Source organism: Micromonospora sonneratiae (assembly GCF_042679305.1).
Taxonomy (GTDB): domain Bacteria; phylum Actinomycetota; class Actinomycetes; order Mycobacteriales; family Micromonosporaceae; genus Micromonospora_H; species Micromonospora_H sonneratiae.
This window is the reverse complement of the sequence record NZ_JBHTMP010000012.1, coordinates 69,642-92,403: the sequence shown is the minus strand read 5'-3', so window position 1 is coordinate 92,403 and position 22,762 is coordinate 69,642. Positions and strand designations below refer to the sequence as shown.

Genomic DNA, 22,762 nt, shown 5'->3' with positions numbered 1-22,762 from the left:
GTGGTGCCACACTTGGCGAATGCCTGACCTGCGGTCGAAGACCTCCACACACGGCCGGACGATGGCCGGTGCCCGCGCCCTGTGGCGAGCCACCGGGATGACCGACAACGACTTCGGCAAGCCCATCGTCGCCATCGCCAACAGCTTCACCCAGTTCGTACCCGGTCACGTGCACCTCAAGGACCTCGGCGGACTGGTAGCTGACGCGGTGGCCGAGGCGGGCGGGGTCGGGCGGGAGTTCAACACGATCGCCGTGGACGACGGCATCGCGATGGGCCACGGCGGCATGCTCTACTCGCTGCCCAGCCGCGAGCTGATCGCCGACGCGGTCGAGTACATGGTCAACGCGCACTGCGCCGACGCGCTGGTCTGCATCTCCAACTGCGACAAGATCACGCCGGGCATGCTGCTGGCCGCGCTGCGGCTCAACATTCCGACGATCTTCGTCTCCGGCGGTCCGATGGAGGCCGGCAAGACGGTCGCCATCGAGGGCATCGTCCACGACAAGATCGACCTGATCGACGCGATGATCGCCTCGTCGAACGACGCGGTCACCGAGGAGCAGTTGGACACCATCGAGCGTTCCGCCTGCCCAACCTGCGGATCGTGCTCGGGCATGTTCACCGCCAATTCGATGAACTGTCTGGCCGAGGCGATCGGTCTGGCGCTGCCCGGCAACGGGTCGACGCTGGCCACCCACGCCGCGCGGAAGTCGCTCTTCGTCGAGGCCGGCCGCACCATCGTGGAGATCGCCAAGCGTTGGTACGACAACGACGACGCCTCCGTACTGCCCCGGTCGATCGCCAGCCGGTCCGCCTTCGAGAACGCCGTCGCGCTCGACGTGGCGATGGGCGGTTCCACCAACACGGTGCTGCACCTGCTGGCCGCCGCCCGGGAGGCCGAACTCGACTTCAACGTCTCCGACATCGACGCCATCTCCCGCCGGGTGCCGTGCCTGGCGAAGGTGGCCCCGAACAGCCCCAAGTACCACATGGAGGACGTGCACCGGGCCGGCGGCATCCCGGCCATCCTCGGTGAGCTGGACCGGGTCGGGCTGCTGCACCGGGACGTGCACTCCGTACACTCCCCCAGCCTCGACCAGTGGCTTTCCGACTGGGACATCCGCAGCGGCTCGGCCACCGCGGAGGCGATCGAGCTGTTCCACGCCGCTCCCGGCGGGGTACGCACCACCGAGGCGTTCTCCACCACCAACCGGTGGGCGACCCTGGACACCGACGCCGCTGAAGGCTGCATCCGGGACCGGGAGCACGCCTACACCGCCGACGGTGGGCTGGCCATCCTCTCCGGCAACCTCGCACCGGACGGCTGCGTGGTCAAGACCGCCGGCGTGCCCGAGGAGGTCTGGCGGTTCACCGGCCCGGCCAAGGTGTACGAATCGCAGGAGGCCGCGGTCGAGGCGATTCTCGGCAAGAAGGTCGTCGCCGGTGACGTGGTGGTCATCCGCTACGAGGGCCCGAAGGGTGGGCCGGGCATGCAGGAGATGCTCTACCCGACCTCGTTCCTCAAGGGACGCGGCCTGGGCCGGGCCTGTGCCCTGATCACCGACGGCCGGTTCTCCGGCGGCACCTCCGGCCTCTCCATCGGACACGTTTCCCCGGAGGCGGCCGGCGGTGGGCTGATCGCCCTGGTGGAGGACGGCGACGAGATCGTCATCGACATTCCGGGCCGGTCGATCGAGCTGAACGTGGCACCGGAGGTGCTGGACGCCCGCCGGATCGCCCAGGAGAAGCGCGACCGGCCGTACACGCCGGTCGACCGGCAGCGTCCGGTCTCCGCCGCGCTGCGGGCGTACGCCTCGATGGCCACCTCGGCCAGCGACGGCGCGTACCGCCGCGTCCCCGAGTGAGGTAAGGAAGGGCCCCTTCTTCTCGTTTTTGCATAAGAAGGGGCCCTTCCTTACCCGGCGAGCGAGGTGATGTTCGTAGCCGTGGGATGCGGGGGTGCACCACCATGCGGTGCAGTTCGACCGCCGGCTGCCGTCGTACAGGCCCGCCAGGACCAGGTAACCGGCCAGTATTTACCCGCACCGGCGGCAAGTGTTCCTGATCCGGGTCGCGCGGAGCCTGCTCGTGCCAGGCTGGACCGCCCAGCGAACGTGGCGGTACCGAACTGCCGACCGTGGCGACGTTCCACTGTGGGCTAAAGCGCGGCAAGGACCCGTTGCCGGTCCCGATGCGGCAGCCGTTGAGAGTGGGTCGGTCCGCACCGGAATCGCTGACTATGGCCGGCAGTGCTGGCGAAGCGCTCACGACAGACGGTGACTCTCGAGGCTGTGTTCGTCCACACAGGATTTGACGTTCCTCGACACGCCAAATGATCATGGCGATGAGTTTTCATCCACAAAAGGAAGGCGCGGATGAAAATCCGTCGCCGCCACCACAACTCATACCGGTTTCCCGGTCAAGCAAGCAGCAGCGCGATCACCGAGCCACAGCTCAGTAGATAAGACTCCCGGCGAAGCAGCTGGTCGCAGCGCTTCCAACATATTCCCCGCCATCAATTTCAAAGACGTTGCCGGCGAAGCTGTAGGTCACGGTCTTCGTTGAGCCATTGCCACCGCTGTTGTGCACTTGCTCGTCCCGCCGGCCGCCATCATTGTACTTCGCTCTCAAACACACGCCTGCGCCCTTGCCGTCCGCAGCGGTGTCCTTGACGTTGACCTCCAGGCACACTCGATCACCGCAAGACCACCAGGAGCCGTACCCCCAGGAGCCCACCGCGTCCCAGGAAGAGTAGGTCAGGTCCCAGTCAACCGCGGCTTGCGCAGGAGCGGGCGCCACTACTACGCCACCGACCAGGACGGCGAATCCTGTCGCCAGCGCCATCAGATACCGACGGATCTTCATCCGCACCTTCCTTCCATTGATGGAAACTCATCGCAATGATCACTGGCGGGCCGAAGGCCGTCAAGTCCTGTATGGACGAACACAGCCTCGGAAGCCACTGTATGTCGCGGCAGTATTTGTTGGCTCTGTCTCGCTTAGTATGTGAGACAGAGCCGTTGAATCCACAGACCCGCATTCGGTCTTCGTACCGGTGGAGGGGTTGCTCATGGCACTCGCCCGTCGTTCGTTCCTCGGGAAGGTCGCCGTCGCCGGCCTGGCCGGCGCGGTCGCACCTTCCCTGATCCGCCCCGGTGCCGCCCAGGCGGCGACCTGGAAAAAGCGCCTCACCGGCGCGGACCTCGACACCAACAGCCGATGGCAGGTGGCCGGCACCGACCTCGGCGTCCCGTACGTGCTGGAGAACGGCTCGATCGGCTACCTCTTCGGCGACACGTTCAACACCCCATGGCCGGAGGGCCCGCCGTTGCCGAACGACTGGCGGTCGCCGGTGATGCTGCGCTCCAACGTCCACCCGGGCGCACCCGGCGGGGTCGTCTTCGACAGTGCGGCCCGGGTCGCCGGCAACGGCCGCGCTCCAGAGCTGATGCACAACGGCCACAACGGGATCGGCATCGACGGCCTCTGGGAGGTCACCGTCATCCCCAACGACGGCATCAGCTTCCCGGAGACCGGCCGCCAGCTGATCTCGTACATGAGCATCGAGAACTGGAACTCCGCCGGACCGGCCGGGCCGCACTGGAAGTCGCGCTACGCCGGCCTCGCCTTCTCAGACAACGGCAACGACTTCATCCGTACGCCGTTGAAGTGGTGGAACACCGACAACAATGCCGACCCGTTCCAGATGTGGACGATGCAACGCCACGGCGACTGGGTGTACGTGTTCTCGGTCCGCTCCGGTCGCCAGGACGGTCCGATGATGCTGCGTCGGGTCCGCTGGGACCGACTGTTCTATCCCGAGTCGTACGAGGGTTGGGGTTGGAACGGCAGCAACTGGGGCTGGGGTCGACCGTGCACTCCGATCCTGACCGGCCGCTTCGGTGAGCCCTCGGTACGGCGGCTCAGCGACGGCACCTGGGCGATGGCCTACCTCAACTGTGTCACCGGTTGCATCGTGACCCGCACGGCGGGCGGGCCGGACCAGGTCTGGACAGGCGAAAAGATCCAGGTCTACCCCTGGCAGGAACCCGGACTGTACGGCGGCTTCATCCACCCCTGGTCCACCAGCGCTCCGAATAATCTCCACCTGATGGTCTCGAAGTGGACCCGGACCCTCGACAACCGAAGCACCGCCTACCACATGAGTCAGTTCGTCGGAACCTTGTGAGGTGGGGCGGTTAGGAACCTGTCGCCCGGGACACATCAATGCCGTTCAGCCGGGCGTCGAGCGCGTCGAGGTCGGGTACGAACCAGATGTGGTCCGAGCGGTTCGACTCGGTGACCAGGGCACGCAGCGCCGAACTGGCGACGAGGTGCTGGGAGATGTCACCGACGATGACCAGCCTCAGCCGGTAGTTGACGAACTTCTGCATGATCTCGCCTGCGACGCGGGTGCCCAGGGAGAAGAACCGCTCGTCAAGCCGACTGGCCGGCACTGCCACCACCTGTGCGCCGAGGAAGGCCGCGCCGATCAGGTCCAGCGCGTCCTGCTCGGTGGCCACCGACGGGCCGTCCGGGTCGCACACCAGCACCGACGCCCCGGCTCGCTCCTGGATTTCGTCAGGCACCGTTCACCTCCCCGGCGAGCAGGCCGTTGTCGCCGTCGAGTACGGCTTCGACCAGGTGCAGCACCTCGGCGGTGTCGGCAGCCCCGCCCAGGATCACGATCTTCATACGGCTCCGCTCCTCGTCATGGACGGTCTGGATGCGCAGGGGATGCGCAGGGTCGCTGGCGGTGTTCGCCCCGGCCAGGACGAATGTGGTCAACCGGTCGGCGGCGGCCCGGTCGATGGCGTCGATCTGCACGATGCTCGACACCTCTACGGGAGGGATGCCGGCGGGCCGGGCCGGTGCCGACTGCTGCCGTCCGGTCAGCGCGTCGAGGTCGGCACGGGCGATCCGGTACTGCTTGCCGATCCGTACGGCCCTGAGCCGACCGGTACGGATGTAGCCGCGCACGGTACGCACGTGCAGCCCGAGCAGGTCAGCGACCTGCTCGACCGAGTACATTTCATTACTCATCACTCCCCAACCTAGCTCGGATAGGGAGCGATAGGGAAATTTGTTACCGGGTAGGTCCATCCCCGGCACCGCCGGACGCGGCTAGCGGGAGTCGACCTTCGCAAGCAACTGCGGACGACGGAACCAGTCAGCGTCGAGCCGCAGACCGGTCAACGACTCGACGGTGGCCATCGCGGTCTCCCAGTCCTGGGACGGACCCCGGTGGGTTCCGGACATCGAACGATCGTGGAGTTCGCACAACGCACCGAGGTGGTCGGTCAGTGCTCGACCTGCCCAGGTGTCGGCCCCGCCATGACATCCTCCCCGCCAGCTACGGTGGCCCGACCGGAACCGATCGGCGACGGTAGGGTACGCAGCCATGGCCGCTCCTGCTGTCCTGCGAGATGTCTTCAACGCGTACCGCGCAACATGGCGAGGAGGACGACGGCTTTCTCTTCGAGGACGAGCGGGGACCGATCGGCCGGTTCGACGTGCTCGTCCATCGGCCCCTACGACGCGCCGCTGAGCCCTCCGCTGAGTGGATCGGGGGTTCCTTGCCCGGTGACTGTCGAGTTGGTAGCACAAACGAGGCAGCTCGACAGCGAGCCAGCAGGACATGCCGACGCCAGCAGCCAGCGGGGCATGCCAACGGCAACAGCCCGCACGCAAGCTTGATGCGCTCGTTGGCTAGCAAACCCGGTGGCTAGCAAACCCGGTGGTCCGTGGTGTCGCCTGCCTCACTCAACTCGTACGGGTCGAACCGCTGTCGGATTGCGGTGGAAACAGCAAGACTGTCACCGTGCGCTACTTGATCTCTCATCCCGACGCGGTGGCCGACCTCGACGATCTCGACGTCGCCCTGTACGACGGAACTCAGCCCGTGCCCGAGAACCTGGACGATGTCGAGTTCTATGCACTTCCGTACGGGATCATCGATCCGCGATTCTGCGAGCCGATCGCCCGGATGCCCAGGCTCAAGGTGGTGCAGACCGTTACCGCCGGCTACGACCACGTCCTGCCGTACCTGCGGCCCGGCCTGATCCTGGCCAACGGTCGGGGCGTACACGACACGGCCACCGCCGAGCTGGCGGTGGCGCTCACGCTGGCCGTCCGGCGTCGGCTGCCGGACTTCGTCCGGGCGGGGGGCGAGGGCCGCTGGGCCCTGGGCTGGTCGACCGGGCTGGCCGACTCCCGGGTGCTGATCGTCGGGTACGGCTCGATCGGTGCCGCGATCGAGCGCCGGCTGGCCGGGTTCGAGGTGGAGATCAGCCGGGTGGCCCGGAGCGCCCGACCCGGCGTACGACCGATCTCCGAACTCCCGGAAATGTTGCCGCAGGCAGATGTCGTCATCCTGGCCACCCCGCTGACGTCGGAGACCGAGGGCATGGTGAACAAGGATTTCCTCGCGAGGATGGCCGACGGCGCGCTGCTGGTGAACGTGGCGCGGGGCCGGGTGGTGGATACCGAGGCGCTGCTCGCGGAACTCAACGCGGGCCGGCTGCACGCCGCCCTGGACGTCACCGAACCCGAGCCGCTGCCCGCCGACCACCCGCTGTGGTCCGCGCCGAACGTCCTGATCAGCCCACACGTCGGCGGTCTGACCGCCGCGTTGGCACCCCGGGCCCGCCGACTGCTGGTCGACCAGGTCCGGCGGTACACGGCGGGCGAGCCGCTGGCGAACGTCGTCAGCGGGCCGTAACTCTCAGGGCGACGCGCCCGCGTTTCACCGTCACCAGTCACGTCATGGAGCTGCGCGGATCCGAGCTACCGGAACCGGACTGACGACTTCTCTGGGGACCGTCCGAGCGTTCAGCCTCGGACGGCTACGTCCGCTACGAAGGCCCGCCAGGCATCGGGACCGAAGACCAACACCGGACCGTACGGATCCTTGCTGTCCCGTACGCCGACCACGCCCGGCAGACCGTCGGCCACCTCCACACAGGCGCCTCCGGCGCTATTGCTCCGGGTGCTCTTGCGCCACTTCGCGCTGGTCAGGTCCATATGTCTCCGCCGCCTTCAGTATCAGTTCCAGGGACTGCTGGTGCGACAGCGCCACGCTCCGGATCGACTCCCACAGTCGGACCGCCGCCTTCAGGTCCGGCGCGGAGTCGAAGATGCGGGCGTGGAGTTGTCCCTCCGCATAGACGATATCCTCTCCGGTCGGTGGTGTGGCGATCACGAACGGCCCGTCGAGGCCGACGTACGCCTCGACCGACCGGGGCACGACGTGGATATGCACCCGGGGCAGCGACTCCCCCACCTTGACCAGGTGCAGCAGTTGCTCCCGCATCACCGCCGGTCCACCGATCCGCCGATAGAGAGCCATCTCGTCGACGACCACGGTGAGCAGGGGTGGATTGTCCCGGGTGAGGATCTCCTGCCGATCCAGCCGGGTCGCGACCTGCTGCTCAACCTCCTCCTTGGAGAGCAGCCCCGGCCCGGACAGCACCGCCCGCATGTACGCCTCGGTCTGCAACAGGCCCGGCACATAGAGCGGCTCGAACCAGCGCAGCGCCGTCGCCTCCTCCTCGATGCCGGCCCATTCCTGGAACCACGACATGATCGTTTCTCGGCTGAGTCGCCGCTGGATTCTGGTGAAGAGGCCATTGGTGCCGAGGACCGCATCGCAGCGCTTCGCGAAATCGGCGCTCGGGCGGCGCTCCCCGTTCTCCACCTTGGTGACCATGGCCGGTGAATAGTTGATCGCTTCGGCGAGTTGCGCCTGCGACATACCCACTTCGGCACGGGCGACCTTCAATTCTTCTCCGAAGTGTTCGAGCATGGGTGACGGTGTCACGTACATCCTCCGTACAAACGGGATACGGGCAGAATTTTCCCCAAAGACGCGCTGGTGGTGGCCGCGTTATGGCTACCGACATTAGTGGTACGGCGAGGAAAGTGCAGCTATCGGATGTGGCAGTCCGGCAAGACTGCACAAGGGACACATCCGTACGGGGGCCGCCGTCGAATCATCTCCCGCGCCCGATCGGCGGCGGCCCAGTCCGTGCAATTTCCATAAAAGACATGAGAGAAGGGAGCCGCCCGTGTTCAGTGGCGACTTCGAGCAGATTCCCTATCCCGTACGCCGTCCAGAGCCGGACCCGACCACCAAGCTGAAACCGGCCACCGAGCCGGAACCGGGCGACGCCGTCGAACCGGAAACACAACCGGCCGGAGACACCAGCCCCACCACTCACCAGCAAGAGCCCAACCGGCGGTCCATCCCGTGACCACACCAGCCAACAGCAACCCAGTGCCACCAACCGCCAGCGAACTCACCGCCCGGGTCCGCGCCCTCGTCCAACCCGGCGACACCATCACCATCCCCGAAACCCACTACACCCCCGGCACCGGCTCACTCCGCATGGAAGTCACCGTCGTCGGCACCATCCTCCAGATCGACAACACCACCCCCATGGTCCAACTCACCGGCTGGGAAACCAGCCGACTCCTCCCCGGCCGCTGGCCCCGCACCGCCGCCGTACAACTCACCGCCCTCACCCTCCCCGGCGCAGTAACCCGACCACTCAAACCCACATGACCCACCAACCCCGACACCAACCCATCCCACCCCTCTGGCTCTGCCGCACCTGCGCCCACCCCTGGCCCTGCGGACCAGCCCGCCTCGCCCTACTCCACCAGTACGCCGACAACCACATCGGACTCACCCTCCACCTCGCCACCCTCCACCAACAAGCCGTCACCGACCTACACGACATCAACCCCCACACCGGACCCGACCCACGAACCCTCCACCAACGCTTCCTCGGCTGGATCCCCCGCCACCACCGGCACACCACCGATGATTTGTGAACCGTTCTTGTCGCCAGACCGCACCCAGGAGGCTTCCCGGCGGTCAGGGATTCCTGCTGCGGAGGCTGTCGAGCTGCCCCGCCTGCGCTCCCGCCGGCTTCAGCCGGATGCGACGGCCCCCTGCCCCGTTTACGCACCCAGCTCGACAGGCTGACAAGGACCATCCCTCTCGGTGGCGGAGACCAAAACAATCAGCGTTCAGGCTGGCAAGCCACTAAACAGGCCTGGCTTGGTCCCCAGGTGGTTTCCCGGGACAGGAGAAAACTGGTCCCAGCGCACCCCGCCCTTTGCGTGTCGTTCGAGGTGGGCCCAAGGCGTTCGGCTGCTTCGGGTCGGTTCGTGCCATCCCCTGCGGCCTGGTTGTCAATACCTCTGAGGTCGCTTCTAGTGCGGACTTGAGCGAGACGCGGTGCTCGGTGGGGTAGCGGGATCGTCATGGCATGACGATCAATCGTGCGGCGCTGGTCGCCTCTCTCATGACGTTGGTAGCGACGCTTGCCACCGTTGCCGTTCCCGCACTGCCGTACACCAGGGGGTTCGCGCCGGACTGGGTGACCGTGGTGGCCACGCTGCTGGGTGCACTCTTCACGGTGCTCGCCAGGCCGATCGCGATCGGCTGGATCGCGGCGTTGGGGTTGCTCTGGTCGGCGTCGGGGCTGGTGCTCGACTGTTTTCGGGCGTTCTTCTGGGTCACCGGGATACCGGCTGGTGACTTTTCGCAGGTGGACTGGGCGGGGATGTTGGTACGGGCGCTCAGCCTGGCCGCCACCGCGTTGGTCGGTGCGCTCCTCCTCAGGCGTACGCGGGCGCCGGGCGGCGTCTGGCTCGGGTACACCGCGTTCGGGCTGGCGTTCGTCTATCCCGTGGCCAAGCTCTACTGGTGGCTCGGCGGCGAGATTCTCCGCCCGACGGGGTTCGACCAGGGGCTTCCCGTGGGTGAGCTGGCAGCGATGGCAATCGGTGCCGTTGGGTCGCTGGCGCTGGTGCAGAGTTGGGGAAGGCGGTTGCCGCGACGGCTGGTTCTGGTGGGTGGTTGGACCGGAGCCGCGGCGCTGACGACAATGGGCAGCCTGGCGGCGTTCGGAGTGCTGGCTGATGTGCTCGGCGTCACGGACGGCCCGATCGACCTCGTCGACACCGCCGGGCTGGTGATGGTGGGGCTGATCTACGGATCGTGGCTGTTGTTCGGGCTGGCCGTAGGTGGTGCCACCCTGGCCTACCAGCAAGCCACCGCCCCGAAGGTGCGTCACGGTGTGTGAAATGGTGGACGCGGGTGGCTCGATGGCGAGGAGAGAGGCGTGAGTAAGGGGTGGGTTGCGCCGCCACGGGCCGACATCGTGATGGCCTTTGTGGCGGGGGTCCCGTTGCTCGCCTCGGCGGCCATGATCGCGTTGCTGTCGGTGCCCGGCGTGCGGGCGGCAGTGTTGGTGGGGGCAGGCGTGGCGGCCCATGTCGCGCTGGCGTGGCGCCGTACCGTGGCCGGGTTCTTGACAATGTGCGCCGCTTTCGCGGTGCAGGTCGCCGTGACCGGGTTGTTCCTGCTCCTGCCGACCGTGCTGGTCTTCCCCGTCGCCGTGTATTCCTGCACCGCTTACGCCCGGCGGTACCTCCCCCTGGCGGCCGGCATCGCGGGGGCCGCAGTGGTGGCCTGGAGGTTCGCCACCGACGCGAGCGTGGCAGCCGCTCACCTGGGCCCGAACCCGTGGCTGCTGCTCGGGCTGCTCCTCGCGATCGTGGTGACGGCCTGGAGTCTGGGCCTCTACCGTAGGACGCAACTCGCCTACATCGCGCTGCTGGAGGCGCAGGGTCGTGACGCCGCCGCCCGTGCCACGCTCGCAGAACGGGCCAGGATCGCCCGCGAGATGCACGATGTCGTCGCCCACGGCCTCGCCGTGATCGTTTCCCAGGCCAGAGGCGGCCAGTACGCCCTCGACCGGGCGGCGGACGTGCTCTCCACTGTGGAACGGACCGGCCGCCAGGCGCTCACGGAGATGCGTGGCCTGATCGGCGTCCTCCGCACCGACACCAGCCTCTCACCCGATGCCGCCCGTCCCGTGCCCGGCTCGGAACCGGACCCTCAGCCACCGGCCCCTCAGCCCGGATTGGCCGAGCTGGACACGCTGGTGGACAGGACGCGCGCCGCAGGACTTGCGGTGGCACTGGCGAGGCGCGGTCGACCCCACCCGATCGGCCCAGGGATGGAGCTGACGGTGTACCGAGTGGCGCAAGAGGCCCTCACCAACACACTCAAGCACGCCGGCCCCGGCACCGAAGCGGGCGTGTCGCTCGACTGGACCGCCGATGGCCTGGTGGTTTCCGTGACCGACAGCGGGCCGGCTCGATCGGCGGCCCCCGATCCAGCCGGCCCGGAACGCGATCACCACCGTCCGGGCGGGAACGGGCTCGCGGGGATGCGCGAGAGACTGGCCGCAGTGGGCGGCTCGCTCACCGTGGGCCCCGGCCCGGCCGGGGGATTCACGGTGACGGCCCGCCTGCCGTACCGGGAGGATGGACAGTGACGATCAGGGTGTACGTCGTCGACGACCAAGACCTGGTCCGCACCGGCACCGTCATGGTCATCCAAGCTCAAGAGGACATGACCGTCGTCGGCGAGGCAGCCGACGGTGCACAGGCTCTCGCTGGATTGCGAGCCGTCACCGCCGATGTGGTGCTGATGGACGTGCGAATGCCGCGCATGGACGGCGTCGAGGCCACCCGCACGCTGCTCGGCGGCCGGGACAGCGGCCCGAAGATCATCGTGTTGACCACGTTCGACCTGGACGAGTACGCCTTCGCCGCGCTCCGAGCGGGAGCCTCGGGCTTCCTCCTCAAGGACGCCCCAGCCGCAGACCTGCTGAACGCCATCCGCACCGTGCACAGAGGCGACGCGGTGATCGCCCCCTCCACAACCCGCCGCCTACTCAACCACGTGGCACCGTCGCTGCCCACGCCCGACAAGTCATCCGCCCCACTCACCGAACGCGAACGCGAAGTACTCCGCCTCATCACCCGCGGCCTGACGAACGCCGAGATCGCCGCCCGCCTGTACCTGTCGGAAGGCACGATCAAAACCCACGTCGGCCGCATCCTCACCAAACTCGGCCTCCGCGACCGGGTTCAAGCGGTCATCTGGGCCTACGAACACGGCCTGCCCCACAGCGACTAGCTAGGCTTCCGGGATCAGCACCCCGCTGGTCAGGTCGCCGAGGAAGGCCCTGGCGTCGAGGTCCAGGGCGAGGTCCTGGTCTCCCCCGTGGCTGAGGCCGCCCAGTCGGTTGACCTCGATGTACCAGGGGGAAAGGCCCTCTCGCACACCGTCGGGGCACATGTCGCTGCCGCCCAGGTGCTCGTCGTGGAAGATGTCCCACCGGTCAGGCACGTCGACGTAGGCCCCGCCGTCTTCTGGGAAGGGCACCGGAGCCACCCCGGCGTTCGGGTCGTCACGGGTCACCAGCCACAGGGGCCCGAAGACGCCGTACCGCTGCCTCAGATGCATGGTTTCGGCCTCGCCGTCGGCGAACTCCGGGGCCGCCGTCGGGCGGGCCACGCGCGGCCCGTTCAACTCGGTCTCGTTCAGCCACACCATGGCGACGAGCGACGCGACGCCGTCGTCGGCGAGCTGCAACTGTGGGTGCCGCCGAGACTCGGCAAGCTCGGCCCAGAACGGATGGTCCGGCTGTACGACGTCGACGCGTCGCCCGGCGAAGGCTGCCTCGACCTCCGGCAGTGGCTCCTTGAAGTAGCAGTCGTCGTTCCACTGGAACACCGAGACGGCGACCAGGTCGGGTCCGCGCCGCCGGTACGCCTCGGGCAACCAGAGCGTGAAGCAGTGGATCATCGGTTGGCCGGTCCGTGGCGACCTCGGCCAGGTTCGCACGTCGATGCCCGGCCCGGCCGGATCGGCCCACCCGGCTGGCCGCCACGGGCGGTCTCCGGCCTCGTCTGCGATGTCGTCGCCGGTCCAGATGTCGAACGCTTCCACGGTCACGGATGGCACACTACCCAGTCGTACGCACCGGACCGCCATGCCTCTACTGTGGCCGTCGCAGCATCAGCTACGGAGTAGCCGAGTCACCCCTCTTGCGAGGTCAGCCAGGAACGACCGCGGCCCGGCCGCGCTGTTGTCCGTACGGCCTTCCTTGGTGCCCTTGCCCCGTCTCCTGTCAGCTGGCCTGCTCTTCGTCGCCATATCTCCCCCTTCGATGCTGATGGGGTGGGAGTAGATAGATATGCTCACACGACGACTACCGTACGCGAAACCGCAATTACACAATGAGCACAATGTGGGGCAGCGGCCGGCTCAGCAACGGTCGAGGAAGTCCAGACTGCGCTGCCAGGTGAGTACGCTGGCCGCCTCGTCATGGTCAGGAGTGTCGGGATCGGTGAAGAGATGACCGACCCCCGGATAGGTGAAGACCTCCGCCGCAGCGCCCGCCTCGGCCGTGGCCTTCCGCCAGGCGGCGACCTCCGCATCGTCGAAGTACTCGTCATGCTCGGCGATGTGCAGTTGCACCGGTAGGCCGTCACGTGCCGATGCCAGTTCACCTCCGGTGCCGTGCAGGAGCAGAAGCCCGGCCGTATCCGGGCGCTCGGCCAACAGGCCGCTGACCACGCCCGTACCCATCGAGAACCCGGCCAGGACAGCGTCGTCGGGCAGGTCGCGCACCGCGTCCCGGGCCCGTTGCATGATCGTCGCCCAGCCGATCCGCCCGATGAGCGCGAACCCTTCGTCGACGGTGGTCGCCACCTCCCCGCCGTACAGGTCGGGTGCGACGACCCGGTGCCCGGCGGCGCGGAACCGCCCGGCGGCGGCGAGTACGGCGGGACGCAGCCCGTACACGGAATGGAACAGCGCAATGTGGGTCACTCGGACATCCTGCCCGACGGGGCGGTCAACTCCCGTAGCCTCGCGGTCAACCGTCGCGCATCGACCGGATCGAAGGCCGGGCCGGCGACGTCGACCCTCCGGCGGACCCGGTACGCGGACAGCACGGCCTCCGGTGGTGAACCGATCAGCTCCGTGATCGGTCGGATCGCCCGCTCGACCGGGGTGGCGAAGAGCTTCGCCAGCAGCTTCACCACACCTCGAACCGGCTGCCGGAACGGGTCAGCAAGTCCGGTGTCGACGAACATCGGGTTGTACAGGACGTACCGGATCGGGCTGTCCGGATGCTCGGCGGCGAACGCGGCACCGAGCAGGTCGTTGGCGCGCGCACCCTGCATGGTGGCGGCGAAGGCGCGGTATCCCTCGCGTAGCTGGAGGTCGTCCCAGTGCAACTCCCCGGCCCTGATCCCGCCGGTACCGCACAGGTTCACGACGATCGGACGTGACGCCTGTTCCAGCGCGTCGCGCAGGCCCTCGACCAGCAGGAACCGGCTCAGTACGTAGAGCGCGAAGGTGCGCTCGAATCCCTCCCCGGTCTCCTGTCGCGTCAGCTGGTAACGAAAGGCACCGAGCACCAGGACGTCGATGACCGGGTGCTGCCGACGCAACTGTTCGGCCAACGAGACCGTGCCGGTCGTCGAGCTGAGATCCGCCGCCACGAACGTGCAGCGGTCACCCGCGCCGAGGCGGGCGGCCTCGGCCAGGAGCGACCGCCCCTTGGCCTGACTGGTGCCGACGGCGACGACACGATCGCCTTCGGCGAGATGGTGCAGGGCGAGGGCCCTGCCGATGCCGTCGGTCCCGCCCGTGATGACCAGCGTTCGCACTCGATACTCCTTCGCCGTTCGCGGATACGCTCGATCCTCGATCGACAATCCAGGCCGCGAAAGAAGGCACATTCATGTCCCCGGTCATCCCGGTGCCGGTCACGGTGCAGGAACGCACCTCGTGTGCGGCGACGGACGTACTGCACCGCATCGGTGACAAGTGGAGTCTGCTGATCATGGCGCTGCTGGCCGAACGGCCGTACGGATTCAACGAACTGGACCGTACGGTGCACGGCCTGAGCCGACGGATCCTCACCCGTACGTTGCGCACGCTGACCAGGGACGGGCTGGTGAGCCGTACCGAGAACGACGGTGTGGCGGCGCGGGTCGACTACGCGTTGACCGACCTCGGCCGGTCACTACTACCGCTGGTGATCGCGGTGGGCCGGTGGGCCGAGGCACACGACGGTGAGATCCGGGCCGCCCGTGCGCGCCACGACGCCTCGTCGCCTGGCCGCGCGACCCCGCCTGACGGACCTCGAACCCCTCGCTGACCAGAGCGGCGGCGGACGTGGGCGGTGACGGGCGTGCGCGGGCGTGGGCAGCGGCGGTCAGCCGAAGAACTCCAACGCCTCGGTCAGTGGCTTACGGCGCAGGTCGGGCACCTCGCAGTCGTCGGCCGGATAGCCGATCGGGAACACGATGTACGGCCGTTCGTGCGCCGGTCGGCCCAGCAGCCGGGACAGGAAGGCCATCGGGTTGGGGGTGTGCGTCAGTGTGGCCAGCCCCATGGTGTGCAGCGCCTCGATGAACAGCCCGCAGGCGATGCCCACGCTCTCGTTGACGTAGTAGTTCTTGCGTAGCGAGCCGTCCGGCATCGGCGTGTGCTTCTCGGCGAAGCAGACCACGATCCAGGGCACCACGTCCAGGTAGCCCTTGTCGGCGTCAGTCTCCAACGGTGCCAGCGCCGCCCGCCACTCGGCCGGGATACGGCCGCCGTCGTAGTTGCGCCGTTCCTCGATCTCGGCAGCCACCCGGATCGCGTGCCGGGTCGCCGGGTCGGAGACCGCCACGAACTTCCAAGGCTGGTGGTGCGCGCCGCTGGGGGCGGTGTTGGCGCAGCGGACCGCCCATTCGATGCACTCGGCCGGCACCGGGTCGGGGCTGAAGAACCGTACGCTGCGTCGGCTCTCCAGGTGGTCGTACAACGCCCTGACCCGGTCCAGTCCCTCCGGGATCGGCCGGCGCGGAGGCTGGTAGGCGACGAACGGATGAGTGTGCTCGCGGACTGCCATGCCCTTCATCGTGCGACACGACCCTCAAATTAGAAAGGGTTGTTTCCTAATGGGGATCGATTCCTGCTCAGTAACCGACCAGCGCGATGATCACGGTTGACACCGCAGCGACGAGCAGCACACTGCCGGTGCCGACCCCGACGACCGCGCTCACCCGCAGCGAACGGAAGCGGGCCACCGGAACCGCTGCCAGCGAGACCAGCGTGATCAGGGCGGCCACGACGTGGATCAGCGGATAGTCGATCAGTATGGCGACCGGGAACAGGTGCACGCCCACGACGAACGCGATCCAGGCTGAGATCATTTCACTCTGCCGAAGCAGGGCGAGAATTCCAGCGCCGAGGCCCGCGAGGCCGAACTCGATACCGACCACGATGCCGAAGGTACGACTGGTGTCGGCGTCGAACGCCGTACCGTCCGACCAGTGTCGCCAGGCCAGCAGTCCACCGGCGACCGCCACGAGCATGGCGAGGATCGAGCCGGTGGCCAGCCGCTTGCGCCAGGCCGCCGGGGGCGCTTCCTGGGCCCAGCCGTACCAACTGGAGGCGAAGAACCCGAAGATGACGGCGGTCGCCGCCGCGTCCCGGACATGCAGCGCGATCATGTAGCTCCTCGGATACCGGTCGATGTCGCGTTGGCAGAGCCCACCGGGATGCAGATGCCAATTGACCTTGCGTGAACTACGGGAACCTACACCAATCCGGCACGCTGGAGAAAGGCGCGAGCCGGGGCAGGAAGGCCGGATGAGCAGGCTGTGCGGGGCACTGACATGACGTCGTTGACGCAACGGATAACATCTTCGCCGTACCCGCGACTGGCGCAGCGAGGTGGAAACGACCACCGGGGAGCGACCGAAGAGGAGTGCACCGCGCGCCTGGGTGCACCCCCGCTAGGCACCGCCGCCTGCCAGGAGGACGCTCATGCACGTACCGCCGATCCCCAGCCTGACCACCGAGGACCCGCAACTCGCCGCCCTGATCGAGGCAGAGGCGCAGCGTCAGCACGACAAGCTGCGGATGATCGCTTCCGAGAACTACGTCTCCAACGCCGTGTTGGAGGCCAGTGGCACGGTCCTGACCAACAAGTACTCCGAGGGCTACACCGGCAAGCGCTACTACGAGGGTCAGCAGTACATCGACCAGATCGAGACGCTGGCCATCGAGCGGGCCAAGGCCGTCTTCGGCGTCGAGCACGCCAACGTCCAGCCGTACTCGGGCTCGCCGGCCAACCTCGCCGTCTACCTGGCCTTCCTGTCCCCCGGCGACAAGGTGATGGGCATGGCACTGCCGATGGGCGGCCACCTCACCCACGGCTGGTCGGTGTCGGCCACCGGCAAGTGGTTCACCCCGGTCCGCTACAACGTCTCCCAGGACACCGGTCGGATCGACCTCGACGAGGTACGTGACATCGCCCGGCGCGAGCAGCCGAAGGTGATCTTCTGCGGTGGCACGGCGGTGCCCCGTACCATCGACTTCCCCGGCTTCGCCGAGATCGCCCGCGAGGTCGGCGCGGTGCTGGTGGCCGACATCGCGCACATCGCCGGCCTGATCGCCGGTGGGGCGCACCCGTCGCCGGTCGGCTACGCGGACGTCATCACCACCACCACGCACAAGACCCTGCGCGGCCCGCGCGGTGCGATGATCATGACGACCGCCGAGCACGCCGCCAAGATCGACAAGGCGGTCTTCCCGGGTCTCCAGGGCGGCCCACACAACCACACCACCGCCGGCATCGCGGTGGCCCTGAAGGAGGCCGGCACCGACGACTTCCGGCGCTACGCCCACCAGGTCGTCGCCAACGCCAAGGCGCTGGCCACCGCCCTGACCGAGCGCGGCTTCGCGCTCTCCTCCGGCGGAACCGACAACCACCTGATCCTGGCCGACCTGACCCCCAAGGACATCGCGGGCAAGCCGGCCGCGCAGGCTCTGGACCGCGCCGGCATCGAGCTCAACTACAACACCGTGCCGTACGACACCCGCAAGCCGTTCGACCCGTCCGGTATCCGGCTCGGCACCGCGGCGCTGACCACCCGGGGACTCACCGAGGAGCAGATGCCGCAGGTGGCAGCCTGGATGGACGAGGCGGTCACGGCCGCCGGCAAGAACGACGAGGCGACCCTGGACCGGATCGCCGGCGAGGTGCGGGACCTGCTGGCCGCGTACCCGATGCCGGGCTTCGCCCGGTCCTGACCCGGCGGCCGGGGTCCTCCCCGGCCCTCGCGGCATCACGAATCGCCGCCCACGGCGTGACCCGTCCGGGTCGCGTCCCGTGGGCGGCGATTCGCCTGTCCGCCACCGTCCCGCTACTCCGCTTCCCACCCGTCGATCGAGATCACCGGACGTGACCTCCAGCCGTGCCTTTCCGGCTGAGCAGGTGTACGCCGAGCAGGGTCAGCCAGGCACAACCGGTGACGATGGCGATGCGTTGGAACAGCCCTCCGTAGTCCACCAGGCTCTCCACCTGCGCGAAGGCCAGGTTGGAGAGCTCGAACGCCACCAGAAAGACGATCACGGAGGTGACCGAGTAGGTCACCCACCCCCACCGCTGCTCTGCCGCGAACCGTCGGGCGAGCACGACGAAGGCGATCGGGATGGCCAGGAACCCGAGAATCGACACCAGGTCGTGCAGGGTGCCGGGCAGAGTCGGGCGGGTGAGCTGATCGGGTGTACCGGCCGGAAAGCCGCTCACCGGGTCGGTGACGAACAGCCCAGCCCCGATCAGGCTGACCGACCAGCACCCGACCAGCAACGGTCCCCAGGTCGCGCCCCGGCTCGGTCGAAGCGCCCGACGCAGGCCGACGGCAAAGGCCAGCGCCAACATACCGGCGACGAGGAAATTGGCGGTCTGGATCCACCCGAGTTGGCCGAGCGCCAGCGAGCTGACCGGATGTCGTACCGGGTCGTAGTCGGCCCGGGTGACGCCCTGGATCAGGAGTGCGCCGACGAAAATCGGGCCGGCCAGGACACCACAGCCGAGAAGTCGCCGGGTGGCCGTGGTATCGGATCGGCGGGGTACCGGTCCCGGCGTCGCGGTACGCGTCAACGTCTTCACGGCGTACCGCTCAGCCGGCCTTGGCCAACTCGGCGAGCGTCGCGGCCCGCAACGCGTCGGCGGTGACACCGGCCCCGGCAAGGACCGTGGCGGCCAGGCCGGCGTTGTCGCGGAGCAGACCCAGCAGGATGTGCTCGGTGCCGATGTAGCCGTGGCGTAACTGGATGGCCTCCCGCAACGCCAGTTCGAGGGTCTTCTTGGCCCGCGGGGTGAACCCGGGGCTGCGTCCGGGCGACCCGGATCCGCCCTGTCCGGTGCGCTGCCAGGGCCACAGCCGCTCGCGTCGGGACGTCGGCGGTGGGGGCACGGCCAGTGCCTGCGGCCCGAGGGACTCCTCGACCCGGGCCAGCACCGCATCGAGGTCGATCCCGATCGTCTGTAGGGCCGCAGCGTCCTCCTCACCGAGGATCTTCGACTGCGCACCGGCCAGGCGTTCCACGTCCGCGCGTACCCGTGCCTGGTCCAGGCCAGCCTGGTGCAGCACGGTGCAGGCGATACCGGCCTCCTCGGCCAGGAGCGCCAACAGGAGGTGCTCGGTACCAACCTTCGCGTGGTCCAACTGCTGGGCCGTACGTCGGGCGTTGATCACCGTCTCGCGGGCCGCAGCGGTGAATCGTTCGAACATCTAACCCTCCCGTGAGCCTGGTGCCGGCAGTCGGCCGGCGTACTTCTTGTGAACGGCCTGTCTGGTGACCTCCAGCGCGTCGGCGATCTCCTGCCAGGACCAGCCCTGCCGTCGGGCGTTGGCGACCTGCGCCGCCTCCAGGGCCTCGGCCAGGCGTCGCAGCGCCAGCGTGGCCCGTAGCCCGGCCCGGGCATCCGCGCCGCCGGCCGCCGTGGCCAAATCCGCCACATCACTCATGCCGTCAACTTTAGTTGACATAGTCGCCACCCGTCAACCTAGGTTGACAGCCTGGCGCGAGCGGGCCCGCCCACCGGCACCGCCTACCGACGAGGGTGCAAAAATCAAGGCGTGAGCAGCGCCAACACCATGCGGTTCCGACACAACCAAGCAATCTGGGTGGCCGCGGTCGTCGCGTTCATCGGTGCCCTGCCGCTGGCCAGCGCCCGGTGGTACTTCCTTCCGGTGCTGCTCATCCCGCTGGCGGTCGGCGTCTGGGCGTGGCGGGCCGGCACCGACGCCGACTCCCAGGGTCTGCGCCTACGGGCACTCTTCGGTCAGCGGCTCATCCCCTGGACGCAGGTCGCCGAGCTGACCGCCGACCAGAATGGTCAGGCCGTCGTCCGGCTCGTCGACGGCAGCAACACCCGCCTGCCGGCCGTACGCGCCACCGATCTGCGCAAACTGGTCGCCGCCAGTGGCCAGCGCCTCGACGAGGACACCGACCACCAGGCCGGTCAGTAGCCGTCCACCACGAGATTGACCAGCGGTTCGCCGGCCACGAACCGGCGTAGTTGCTGCCCGACCAGCCGATAGGCCCGGGGCAGCAGGCCGTACACGGATCCGGCGACGTGCGGGGTGAGCAGCACGTTGGGCAACTGCCAGAGCGGATGCCCGGCCGGCAGCGGCTCCGGATCGGTGACGTCCAACGCCGCGCCGATCCGTCCCGTCGCCAACTCGGCGACCAGGGCGGCAGTGTCGGCCACCGGCCCACGGGCGGCGTTGACCAGCAACGACCCGTCGGGCATGGCAGCCAGGAACCGGGCGTCGATCATGCCCCGGGTGTGCTCGGTGAGCGGCACGATCACCACGACCACGTCCGCCGCCGGCAACAGCGCCGGCAGGTCGGCCACGCCGTACACGCCCTCGCCCGGTCGCGCGGTACGCGCCACCAGGGTCAGCGTCACCTCGAACGGAGCCAGCCGGCGCTGGATCGCCGTACCGATCGCCCCGGCACCGACGATCAGGACCCGCTTGCCGGCCAACTCGTCGGTCACCACGGGTTCCCACCCGTCCCGGGCCTGGGCCCGGGCGAACCTCGGGAACGCCCGCAGGTGCGACAGGATCGCGGTGACCGCCCACTCGGCGGTCGACGAGTCGTGCACCCCCCGCGCGTCGCACAGCGCCACGCCGGCCGGCAGTCGATCGATCCAGACGTCCGCACCGGCGGTGAGCAACTGGACCACCCGCAGGTCGGGCAGGGCTGCCGCCAGCGGCACCGCGTTTCCCTGCGCCAGGAACGGCGGTGCCCAGAACTGCACCCCGGCCGGGTCCGAGGGCAGCCGCCCCGGGTCGTCGACGACCTCGATGGTCACGCCGTCGGGAATCTCGCCGAGCAACGCGCGGCCCTGTTCATGGGCGATCCAAGCCTTCACGATGGCCGACGATATCCGCCGGACCGGATTCACCGAAGTGGTAGGTCGACCGGTACGGCGGTCTGGTAGATGTCGTACCCGGCCACCGTGGTCACCGTCGTCGGGGCACCCACACCGGCCAGGTGCGCGGCGACCGCGCCGCTCGACGGTGAGCCGGTCGGCAGTACGAACGCCGGGCGATCGGCCTGGCGCACCTGCTCCCGGTACGGCAGGTAACGGTCCCAGCCGGGCTGGAGATCGTCCCGGATCACCGCGCAGACCAGCCGTTCCCGGGTCATGAAGGTGATGTTGTTGCAGGTCCAGTACTCGCTGTAGAAGCGGGTGACCCCCAGCCGGTCCAGCGCGGCCACCAGTTCCCGTCGCTCGTCGACCGGCCGGGCCAACTCCGGAGCCTTGACGAGCAGCGCCCCGGTCGCCGCCAGCATGGTCAGGGTCAGCGCCACCAGTGGCACCGCCGCACCGACCCGGATCAGCCGCGTCCGGCCGCCCGACGGGCGGCCAGCACCGGCCGCCGCCCACAGCGGCCACAGCACCGCCGGCGTGGAGATCAGCAGACAGTGCAGATAGCGGGCACTCTCCACCGGCGTACTGCCGGCCGCGCCACTGCTGGCGTACGCCAACAGGCTCAACGCCGCGCCGACGACCAGGGCGAGCCGACCGGCCTGGCGTACCCGCTCGTCGCCGGTGGCCCGGCGCAGTGCCCGTACGGCGAGGACACCGGCCGCCACCAGCAGGATCGGGTAGGCGATCCCCCACCACATCTGCCACGGTTCACACCGGCCGGGCGAGCAGAGGCCCCCGCTCATCGGCAGGCCGAAGAGCACACCGCCGAAGAGCCGGTCCGGCCAGGAGGCAACCGCGCCGCCGCTGAGGTTGGCATAGATGGCCAGGGACCGGTTCTCCGGCGCTGCCGTCAGGTTGTGCACCACGATCGGGACCAGCCCGATCAGCAGTCCGACGCCCAGGGCCAGACCGTCCCGGCCGCGTACCGCCCGCCAACCGGTCGCCAGCAACAGCACCAGCCCGGCCGCGCCGACGTACGGCAGGACTAGCCAGTCGTCCCAGAGGGTGAGTCCGGCGACGAGCCCCCAGCCGGCGTACGCCAGCCAGCGACGCCGTACCACGCCGAGCCCGAGGTTGACCGCCAGCAGCAACAGCAGCGCACCCGCCGGGTTCATCTCCGGATAGCCGCCCCCGGCGATCAGCTCGTTCTTCAGGATCCGGTCCGAGCCCAACGCCAGCAGCCCGACGGTGAACGCGGCCAGCCACGGGGTGTAGAGCCGCCGGGTGAGCTGCCAGATCAGCACCAGGAAAGCGGCGTAGAGCAGCAGGTTGGGTAGCCGCAACGCGAAGGTGGACGGGCCGAACACGGCGAACAGCGGTGCGGCCAGGTACGACTCCAACGCACCCATGTAGTACTGGCCGTAGAAGAAGAGCGGGAACTCCCGCCCCTCGGCCAGGTGCATCGCCACCAGGCCACTGGTCGCCTCGTCGCTGTTGGTCGGTGGCAGATCGGCCAGCAGCACGGCCAGCCGGTAGCCGACGCCGAGCACCCCGAGGGCAACGGCGAACCACCAGGCGGGATGCCGCCGAACGGGCCGGGTTGTCGGGGTTTCCGCCGCTTCTGCCGAAAGCGCGATCGCCACGCCC

28 protein-coding genes and 1 riboswitch are annotated in these 22,762 nt (G+C 68.6%); of the genes, 12 read left to right on the top strand and 16 right to left on the bottom strand.

Annotation, left to right across the window (positions count from 1 at the left end; genetic code table 11):
* Positions 1 to 19: 19 nt before the first annotated feature.
* Positions 20 to 1,867, top strand: coding sequence for a dihydroxy-acid dehydratase (gene ilvD, locus ACFQ4H_RS10505; protein ID WP_377569645.1), 1,848 nt, complete (start codon positions 20 to 22; stop codon positions 1,865 to 1,867).
* A 589-nt stretch (positions 1,868 to 2,456) separates the two neighbouring features.
* Here the strand turns inward: ilvD and ACFQ4H_RS10500 are convergent.
* Complete coding sequence (locus ACFQ4H_RS10500) at positions 2,457 to 2,867, bottom strand: hypothetical protein (RefSeq protein WP_377569643.1); 411 nt, start codon at positions 2,865 to 2,867, stop codon at positions 2,457 to 2,459.
* A 205-nt stretch (positions 2,868 to 3,072) separates the two neighbouring features.
* On the opposite strand from ACFQ4H_RS10500, the gene ACFQ4H_RS10495 reads away from it, so the two are divergent.
* Entirely contained in the window at positions 3,073 to 4,191 is a 1,119-nt protein-coding gene (locus tag ACFQ4H_RS10495; protein ID WP_377569641.1) for a DUF4185 domain-containing protein, read from the top strand.
* Between the two features lie 10 nt (positions 4,192 to 4,201).
* Here ACFQ4H_RS10495 and ACFQ4H_RS10490 read toward each other — a convergent pair whose 3' ends face one another.
* The 3 genes from ACFQ4H_RS10490 to ACFQ4H_RS10480 form a co-directional block, all read right to left on the bottom strand.
* On the bottom strand, positions 4,202 to 4,591 hold the full coding sequence (locus ACFQ4H_RS10490; RefSeq protein WP_377569639.1) for a DUF4180 domain-containing protein: 390 nt from the start codon (positions 4,589 to 4,591) through the stop codon (positions 4,202 to 4,204).
* Positions 4,584 to 5,045: a helix-turn-helix domain-containing protein gene (locus ACFQ4H_RS10485; RefSeq protein WP_377569637.1), complete on the bottom strand. Its 462-nt coding sequence runs from the start codon at positions 5,043 to 5,045 to the stop codon at positions 4,584 to 4,586. The genes ACFQ4H_RS10490 and ACFQ4H_RS10485 overlap by 8 nt, the downstream gene beginning before the upstream one ends.
* An 81-nt stretch (positions 5,046 to 5,126) precedes the next feature.
* On the bottom strand, positions 5,127 to 5,261 hold the full coding sequence (locus ACFQ4H_RS10480; RefSeq protein ID WP_377569635.1) for a hypothetical protein: 135 nt from the start codon (positions 5,259 to 5,261) through the stop codon (positions 5,127 to 5,129).
* A gap of 562 nt (positions 5,262 to 5,823) precedes the next feature.
* Here ACFQ4H_RS10480 and ACFQ4H_RS10475 point away from each other — a divergent pair.
* On the top strand, positions 5,824 to 6,723 hold the full coding sequence (locus tag ACFQ4H_RS10475; protein WP_377569633.1) for a 2-hydroxyacid dehydrogenase: 900 nt from the start codon (positions 5,824 to 5,826) through the stop codon (positions 6,721 to 6,723).
* A 110-nt stretch (positions 6,724 to 6,833) separates the two neighbouring features.
* Here ACFQ4H_RS10475 and ACFQ4H_RS10470 read toward each other — a convergent pair whose 3' ends face one another.
* Positions 6,834 to 7,025: a DUF397 domain-containing protein gene (locus ACFQ4H_RS10470; protein WP_377569631.1), complete on the bottom strand. Its 192-nt coding sequence runs from the start codon at positions 7,023 to 7,025 to the stop codon at positions 6,834 to 6,836.
* Positions 6,979 to 7,821, bottom strand: a complete 843-nt coding sequence (locus tag ACFQ4H_RS10465; protein ID WP_377569629.1) for a helix-turn-helix domain-containing protein — start codon at positions 7,819 to 7,821, stop codon at positions 6,979 to 6,981. Before ACFQ4H_RS10465 ends, ACFQ4H_RS10470 begins: the two co-directional genes overlap by 47 nt.
* A gap of 247 nt (positions 7,822 to 8,068) precedes the next feature.
* On the opposite strand from ACFQ4H_RS10465, the gene ACFQ4H_RS10460 reads away from it, so the two are divergent.
* The 6 genes from ACFQ4H_RS10460 to ACFQ4H_RS10435 all read left to right on the top strand — a co-directional run bounded on the left by ACFQ4H_RS10460 (position 8,069) and on the right by ACFQ4H_RS10435 (position 12,003).
* Positions 8,069 to 8,254: a hypothetical protein gene (locus ACFQ4H_RS10460; protein WP_377569628.1), complete on the top strand. Its 186-nt coding sequence runs from the start codon at positions 8,069 to 8,071 to the stop codon at positions 8,252 to 8,254.
* Complete coding sequence (locus ACFQ4H_RS10455; protein ID WP_377569626.1) at positions 8,251 to 8,565, top strand: hypothetical protein; 315 nt, start codon at positions 8,251 to 8,253, stop codon at positions 8,563 to 8,565. The genes ACFQ4H_RS10460 and ACFQ4H_RS10455 overlap by 4 nt, the downstream gene beginning before the upstream one ends.
* Positions 8,562 to 8,837: a hypothetical protein gene (locus ACFQ4H_RS10450; protein WP_377569624.1), complete on the top strand. Its 276-nt coding sequence runs from the start codon at positions 8,562 to 8,564 to the stop codon at positions 8,835 to 8,837. The genes ACFQ4H_RS10455 and ACFQ4H_RS10450 overlap by 4 nt, the downstream gene beginning before the upstream one ends.
* A gap of 440 nt (positions 8,838 to 9,277) precedes the next feature.
* Entirely contained in the window at positions 9,278 to 10,096 is an 819-nt protein-coding gene (locus ACFQ4H_RS10445; protein WP_377569623.1) for a hypothetical protein, read from the top strand.
* A 39-nt stretch (positions 10,097 to 10,135) separates the two neighbouring features.
* Positions 10,136 to 11,356, top strand: a complete 1,221-nt coding sequence (locus ACFQ4H_RS10440) for a sensor histidine kinase (protein WP_377569622.1) — start codon at positions 10,136 to 10,138, stop codon at positions 11,354 to 11,356.
* Positions 11,353 to 12,003, top strand: a complete 651-nt coding sequence (locus tag ACFQ4H_RS10435; RefSeq protein ID WP_377569621.1) for a response regulator — start codon at positions 11,353 to 11,355, stop codon at positions 12,001 to 12,003. Before ACFQ4H_RS10440 ends, ACFQ4H_RS10435 begins: the two co-directional genes overlap by 4 nt.
* On the opposite strand, the gene ACFQ4H_RS10430 is transcribed toward ACFQ4H_RS10435, so the two are convergent.
* From ACFQ4H_RS10430 to ACFQ4H_RS10420, 3 genes are all read right to left on the bottom strand, one after another.
* Positions 12,004 to 12,825: a hypothetical protein gene (locus ACFQ4H_RS10430; protein WP_377569619.1), complete on the bottom strand. Its 822-nt coding sequence runs from the start codon at positions 12,823 to 12,825 to the stop codon at positions 12,004 to 12,006.
* Between the two features lie 312 nt (positions 12,826 to 13,137).
* Entirely contained in the window at positions 13,138 to 13,704 is a 567-nt protein-coding gene (locus ACFQ4H_RS10425) for a dienelactone hydrolase family protein (protein WP_377569617.1), read from the bottom strand.
* Positions 13,701 to 14,549, bottom strand: coding sequence for an SDR family NAD(P)-dependent oxidoreductase (locus tag ACFQ4H_RS10420; RefSeq protein WP_377569615.1), 849 nt, complete (start codon positions 14,547 to 14,549; stop codon positions 13,701 to 13,703). The genes ACFQ4H_RS10425 and ACFQ4H_RS10420 overlap by 4 nt, the downstream gene beginning before the upstream one ends.
* A 74-nt stretch (positions 14,550 to 14,623) precedes the next feature.
* Between ACFQ4H_RS10420 and ACFQ4H_RS10415 the strand changes: the two genes are divergently transcribed.
* Complete coding sequence (locus tag ACFQ4H_RS10415) at positions 14,624 to 15,043, top strand: winged helix-turn-helix transcriptional regulator (protein WP_377569614.1); 420 nt, start codon at positions 14,624 to 14,626, stop codon at positions 15,041 to 15,043.
* Positions 15,044 to 15,100: 57 nt separating this feature from the next.
* Here the strand turns inward: ACFQ4H_RS10415 and ACFQ4H_RS10410 are convergent, their stop codons facing one another.
* On the bottom strand, positions 15,101 to 15,784 hold the full coding sequence (locus ACFQ4H_RS10410) for a nitroreductase family protein (protein ID WP_377569613.1): 684 nt from the start codon (positions 15,782 to 15,784) through the stop codon (positions 15,101 to 15,103).
* Positions 15,785 to 15,851: 67 nt separating this feature from the next.
* Complete coding sequence (locus tag ACFQ4H_RS10405; RefSeq protein ID WP_377569611.1) at positions 15,852 to 16,388, bottom strand: hypothetical protein; 537 nt, start codon at positions 16,386 to 16,388, stop codon at positions 15,852 to 15,854.
* A gap of 196 nt (positions 16,389 to 16,584) precedes the next feature.
* Positions 16,585 to 16,671: riboswitch (ZMP/ZTP riboswitch) on the top strand.
* 33 nt (positions 16,672 to 16,704) lie between these two features.
* On the opposite strand from ACFQ4H_RS10405, the gene ACFQ4H_RS10400 reads away from it, so the two are divergent.
* Positions 16,705 to 17,973 (top strand): serine hydroxymethyltransferase, encoded by a 1,269-nt coding sequence (locus tag ACFQ4H_RS10400; protein ID WP_377569609.1) that lies wholly within the window; start codon positions 16,705 to 16,707, stop codon positions 17,971 to 17,973.
* A gap of 142 nt (positions 17,974 to 18,115) precedes the next feature.
* Here ACFQ4H_RS10400 and ACFQ4H_RS10395 read toward each other — a convergent pair whose 3' ends face one another.
* The 3 genes from ACFQ4H_RS10395 to ACFQ4H_RS10385 are packed head-to-tail and all read right to left on the bottom strand — an operon-like array spanning position 18,116 to position 19,697.
* On the bottom strand, positions 18,116 to 18,835 hold the full coding sequence (locus tag ACFQ4H_RS10395; RefSeq protein ID WP_377569607.1) for a DUF998 domain-containing protein: 720 nt from the start codon (positions 18,833 to 18,835) through the stop codon (positions 18,116 to 18,118).
* A 10-nt stretch (positions 18,836 to 18,845) separates the two neighbouring features.
* The gene (locus ACFQ4H_RS10390) at positions 18,846 to 19,460 is read right to left on the bottom strand and encodes a Clp protease N-terminal domain-containing protein (protein ID WP_377569606.1); all 615 of its coding nucleotides are present in this window, start codon (positions 19,458 to 19,460) and stop codon (positions 18,846 to 18,848) included.
* Positions 19,461 to 19,697, bottom strand: coding sequence for a helix-turn-helix domain-containing protein (locus ACFQ4H_RS10385; protein ID WP_377569604.1), 237 nt, complete (start codon positions 19,695 to 19,697; stop codon positions 19,461 to 19,463).
* Positions 19,698 to 19,808: 111 nt separating this feature from the next.
* Here ACFQ4H_RS10385 and ACFQ4H_RS10380 point away from each other — a divergent pair, with 111 nt between their 5' ends.
* Complete coding sequence (locus ACFQ4H_RS10380; protein WP_377569602.1) at positions 19,809 to 20,201, top strand: PH domain-containing protein; 393 nt, start codon at positions 19,809 to 19,811, stop codon at positions 20,199 to 20,201.
* Here ACFQ4H_RS10380 and ACFQ4H_RS10375 read toward each other — a convergent pair.
* Complete coding sequence (locus tag ACFQ4H_RS10375) at positions 20,195 to 21,112, bottom strand: 2-hydroxyacid dehydrogenase (protein WP_377569601.1); 918 nt, start codon at positions 21,110 to 21,112, stop codon at positions 20,195 to 20,197. The genes ACFQ4H_RS10380 and ACFQ4H_RS10375 overlap by 7 nt on opposite strands.
* Positions 21,113 to 21,141: 29 nt before the next feature.
* Complete coding sequence (locus ACFQ4H_RS10370; RefSeq protein WP_377569599.1) at positions 21,142 to 22,758, bottom strand: ArnT family glycosyltransferase; 1,617 nt, start codon at positions 22,756 to 22,758, stop codon at positions 21,142 to 21,144.
* Between the last annotated feature and the right edge of the window lie 4 nt (positions 22,759 to 22,762).